The sequence below is a fragment of the Pseudomonas sp. 22072 genome, from assembly GCF_052046095.1.
GTDB lineage: Bacteria > Pseudomonadota > Gammaproteobacteria > Pseudomonadales > Pseudomonadaceae > Aquipseudomonas > Aquipseudomonas paracarnis.
On record NZ_JBQEQE010000012.1, the window covers coordinates 1 to 4,568 of the forward strand.

Annotated in this window: 4 protein-coding genes; 2 read left to right on the forward strand and 2 right to left on the reverse strand. The window is 62.1% G+C overall.

The annotated features are described in order from the left end of the window. A partial coding sequence (locus tag ACTJLA_RS14210) for a DUF6531 domain-containing protein (RefSeq protein ID WP_440841508.1) occupies window positions 1-1,782 on the reverse strand: 1,782 nt, incomplete at its 3' end. 273 nt (window positions 1,783-2,055) lie between these two features. Here ACTJLA_RS14210 and ACTJLA_RS14215 point away from each other — a divergent pair. Beyond that, window positions 2,056-3,141: a DUF1615 domain-containing protein gene (locus ACTJLA_RS14215; protein WP_034127058.1), complete on the forward strand. Its 1,086-nt coding sequence runs from the start codon at window positions 2,056-2,058 to the stop codon at window positions 3,139-3,141. Here the strand turns inward: ACTJLA_RS14215 and ACTJLA_RS14220 are convergent, their stop codons facing one another. Continuing rightward, a complete protein-coding gene (locus ACTJLA_RS14220) occupies window positions 3,142-3,936 on the reverse strand; it encodes a DUF4349 domain-containing protein (RefSeq protein WP_034127059.1) in 795 nt (264 codons plus the stop codon). It lies immediately after the preceding gene. A 157-nt stretch (window positions 3,937-4,093) separates the two neighbouring features. Here ACTJLA_RS14220 and ACTJLA_RS14225 point away from each other — a divergent pair, with 157 nt between their 5' ends. Then, complete coding sequence (locus ACTJLA_RS14225) at window positions 4,094-4,516, forward strand: PaaI family thioesterase (protein ID WP_054895767.1); 423 nt, start codon at window positions 4,094-4,096, stop codon at window positions 4,514-4,516. Window positions 4,517-4,568 lie beyond the last annotated feature (52 nt).

Below are 4,568 nucleotides of genomic sequence, written 5' to 3' on the forward strand. Positions count from 1 at the left end.
CTGCTCGGTTTCCCAAACGTAGGGCTCACGCCCTTTGGCGCGATGAACCTGGTAGTCCACCGCGACGATGCGGTCCAGCTGATAGCGCAGTAGTAGGGAACGACCCGCACCGTTATCCAGCCGCTCAATCCGCCCTGAACGATCCCGGCAAAGGCGCAGCCGGTTGTCATACGCATCGCTGATGGTTGTCAGTACACCGTCGCGAAAGTGATAAAAACGCGAGGCCTGGGCCAGCACCAGTTCATCAGGCGCCGAACCCAAGTAGATCGCCGCTTCGGCCAGGCTATTGGTGATCGCGGGCCGAGAATCGATGGGCAAGGGCAGGGTAGTCGAGCGATTATCATGATCGATCCACACCACCGAATCGCCCGACACACAAAGCCTGTGAGCCAGCGCATGGCTCCAACCAAACCCCAACCCACAATCGACCTCCACCGCGCTAGTGCGATACAGCCGCGTCCACTCAAACGGCAAAATCCCGTCCAGCGCGCCGTCGGTGAGGGTGAGCAATTCCTCGCCGGTGATCATCGACACCGGGCAGCCGTGAGTGACTGTTTTATCCGCAGGCGCCGCCGCATCGCCCTTCGGATTCGAAGCCACGGCAGGCGCATCATCGACGTGTTCCTGCCGGACCAATACGGTCTGCCGGGTCTTGCTGCGCACCACCGGCACCGGGTTCGAAACCAGTGTGTCGCCTGCCTTCAACGGCACCACTGGCGCTACCTTGACCGGCGTCGCCGCACTGCTCAGCAACACCGGTTTGGCGACTTCGACATGGGTCTCCAGCCGAGGCCCCGTCACCTGCTTGGCCAGCAATTCCAACAACGCCCGCGCCCGCCCGGATTTAACGTGACTGAGCACACGAGCCCCCAATCGCGCCACCACGCCCATCCCACCCAAGACGCGAATCAGCAGTAGATTGATCAGCACCTCACCGGTAATTTCACCCCACACTTCCGCCATCTCTGGCGGCGGGAGCATGCGCGTCCAGCTAACCAGCGCCGACAGGTAGATAAACAGCAGCGGCTCGTCACTGAGTACCAACAAGCCCTGGGCTATCGCATCACTGCCCAGGGTCAGCAGTTCGTCGAGCTCAGTTTGCGAAAGGTAGTGCAGTAGCTTTTCGCTGTTGGGCTTGAGGTCCGCCAGCAGCGCAGACAGTTCGCCAATGTTGTCCCACAGGCTGTAAAGCGCCTTGCCCAATCCACTGACAAAGGCCGCCTCCAGCAGGCGGCGCCGCTCAAGCGGGCGGGCGTCTGTGTAGTTTTTCCACTGGGCCTGGAAGGTGTCGGTCCACTCTTTGCGCAGCCGGGCTTCCAACGCTGTGATCACTGAGTGGTAGGACGTATACAGCGCCTTGAGGTGATCCTGGGAAACGTTGGGGTAGAAACTCACCCGGTATTGCTGGTTGCGATCGCACTCGGTGACTTCGAGGATGCCACTGGGGCCGATGGTCTTATGGAGGGGCTCGCCCAGCGGGCCGCCGTTTGGATCAACGCGTTGCACGATCACCGGGGTGTTGCCGATGGGTACGAACCTCGTGCTCTGGAACATATGCACCAGGGTCAAGGTACCCGTGGCCTGGCAGGTGGCGACGGTGCTGCTGGGAAACAGGGAGCGATTGACCGGGGCAACCAGCGCGACGTCATCCCCGACCTTGAACACCTGTTCGACGTCCAGCGCGGAGAAGCTCCAAAAGCTTTTGGCCCACTCGTCAAAGGTGTTCAAGCAATCGCGAAAGTCACGGAAGACGCCCTCGACGTCGACCGTTTCCACGTTCATTGGCGTCAGCGCCAGCCTGCCAATGGCCGGGTTCAAGTGGCGGCCCCGTCAACCGCACGCGTCACGAAAAAAACCATCTGCACTCCCTCGCACTGTTTGATCAGGCGAGGGACTTTGCAGAGGTTTGCCGGGGTGAGGAGTAGAGCTTATCCGGCAGTTGTGTGGGATGTTTCAGTTACTGCCACGCACTGGGTTCGGCATGCCGACGAACCCCGGTTAGACTTACCTGTCGATATCAGCACTGCCCGGCCCGTCGTTAACCAAGGAAGCCTCATGTATTCAACGCGTCTGCTGCTCTGCCTTATTCCTTTACTGGTACTGGCCGGGTGCTCAACTTCCCGTGGCCCCCAGCAGCCCGAGCGCAGTGAAGCCGAGGTGAAGGCGCAGATCGTGCGCCTGCTGCCGGCCAAGGTCGCGGACCGCAACGGCTGGGCCCAGGACATCTACACCGCGTTCGACACCCAGAAAATCTACCCCAGCACCGAAAACATCTGTGCGGTGCTGGCGGTGACCGAGCAGGAGTCCACCTATCAGGTCGACCCGCCAGTGCCGGGCATGGGCAAGATCGCCCAGGATGAAATCTTGCGCCGTGCCGGCAAGGTGCACGTGCCGGCATTCGTGGTGCGCAGCGCCTTGCAACTGCGCTCGCCCACCGGCAAAACCTACGCCGACCGTTTGAATGCCGCCCGTACGGAAAAGGACCTGAGCGCGATTTTTGACGACTTCATCAGCATGGTGCCCCTGGGCAATACGCTGTTTGGCGGGTTCAACCCGGTACACACTGCTGGCCCCATGCAGGTCAGTATCGACTTTGCGCAGAAACAGGCGCGGGGTTATCCCTACACGGTGGACGGCACGATTCGCCGCGAAGTGTTCACCCGTCGCGGCGGCATGTACTTCGGCATCGCCCACTTGCTCGGTTACCCGGTGAGCTACGATCAGCCGCTGTACCGCTTTGCCGATTTCAATGCCGGTTGGTACGCCAGCCGCAATGCCGCGTTCCAGGCCGCGGTCAGCCGTGTTTCAGGCAAAGAGCTGGCGCTGGATGGGGATTTGATCCGCTATGGCTCATTGTTGCCCGGCACCACCGAGTTGGCGGTGCGTTCACTGGGGGCGAAGTTGGATATGCGCAACCCGAGCATCCGCAGCCAACTGGAGCAGGGCGAGCAGTTGGATTTCGAGGACACCACCTTGTACAAGCGCGTCTTCGCCTTGGCTGACCAGGCGGCCGGCAAGCCGCTGCCACGGGCGATCCTGCCGGGTATTGTGCTAAAGAGCCCGAAGATCACCCGCAACCTGACCACGGCCTGGTTTGCCAAGCGCGTGGATGAGCGCTACCAGCGCTGCATGAAGCGCTGATCAACTGCGGCGCTTGACGAACCGGCGCCACAAGCCCACCCACAACCACACCACCGGGAACGCCAGGATCACGAAGGGCAGCACATAGCTGGCACGTTCCAGGGCGTCTGCGGTGCCGTTCACCAGGTTGTCTCCCAGGTTGCTGAACATCCGGGTGAACCTTGACACCTGGTTGGCGCCGTCCGAGGAGCGGAAGTTCAAGGTCATGCGGTTGGTGTCGAGGCGGCGTTGCTGGCCGGCGGCAACCTGGGCCAGTTCCTGCAGCTCGTTTTCAATGCCGGCTTGCTCTTTGCTCAGGACGATCAGGTCGCTGACGGTGATGTCCTTGCGCTTGGCCAGTTCATCGAGGCGTTGCTGCTGGGCTTGCAGGCGGTCCTGGCGACGGCGCACATCTGCCACGGCATCGGCCAGGTCTTCGGCAGTGGTGATGCGCTGGCCGAGCTTACCGCCTTCGGCCGCCAGGGCGACCATCGGTTCCACACCCGTGGGCGCGATTCGCAGGATGATCTGGCCGCCTTGGCCGTCTTCGGTAATGCCAAGGATATTGCAGGCACCAAAGCGCGCCGTTTCACACGCCTCACGAGTGGCCTGCATACGCGGCGCAAGCAGGGCGCCGGGCAGGGCCAGGGTCAATTCATGCTCATAGGCCAGTTGCGCCCCGGCCTTGCCCTGTTCGCCATTGATGACGGTGGCGCGAGAGTGGTCCGTGGGGGAACAACCGGCCAAGGCCAGGCCGGCGAGCAAGATCAACAGCGGCGCGCGAAGCGGGTGGGAGTTGCCGTCCAGGTGGCGCATGGCGTTTCCTTGAAATGTGCAGGAGAAATTGGCCGAGATTAAAGCGGGTCTGGCCCATTAACGCAAAGCATTGCCCGGGATTTGCCCGGCTGATGGTGGTGGCTGTCGGGTCGGGGCTGGCGTACACCTCAGGCCTCACCCCAGGGAAGCATCCGCCATGAACGCTCAGACTGTCCCCCAAGGCTTTGTCCCGTTGCCGCGCAGCAGTCCGTTGCTGGAACTGCTCGGCCCGGCGTATTGCCGTGGCGAAGGTTTGCAATTGGAAGTCGGCTTGCGCGCCGATCATCGTCACGCCAATGGGCGCGGTACGGTACATGGCGGGGTGCTGGCGACGCTGGCCGATATCGGCATGGGGTACGCCATGGCGTTTTCCAGTGAGCCGCCGTTGCCGTTGATTACCGCCAGCATGACCGTGGATTACCTGGGCGCCGTGCAGGTAGGGGAGTGGATGGTGGTGCGTCTGGAAAGCCACAAGCGCGGACGGCAGATGGCGTTCGCCACGTTGAGTTTGCAGGTGGTGGAGCGGGTGGTGCTGCGGGCGAGCGCGGTGTTCGCGGTGCCGCAAGCTGACAGGCAGTGAGATCAAATGTGGGAGCTGGCTTGCCTGCGATAGCGGTGTGTCAGTTAGCAAT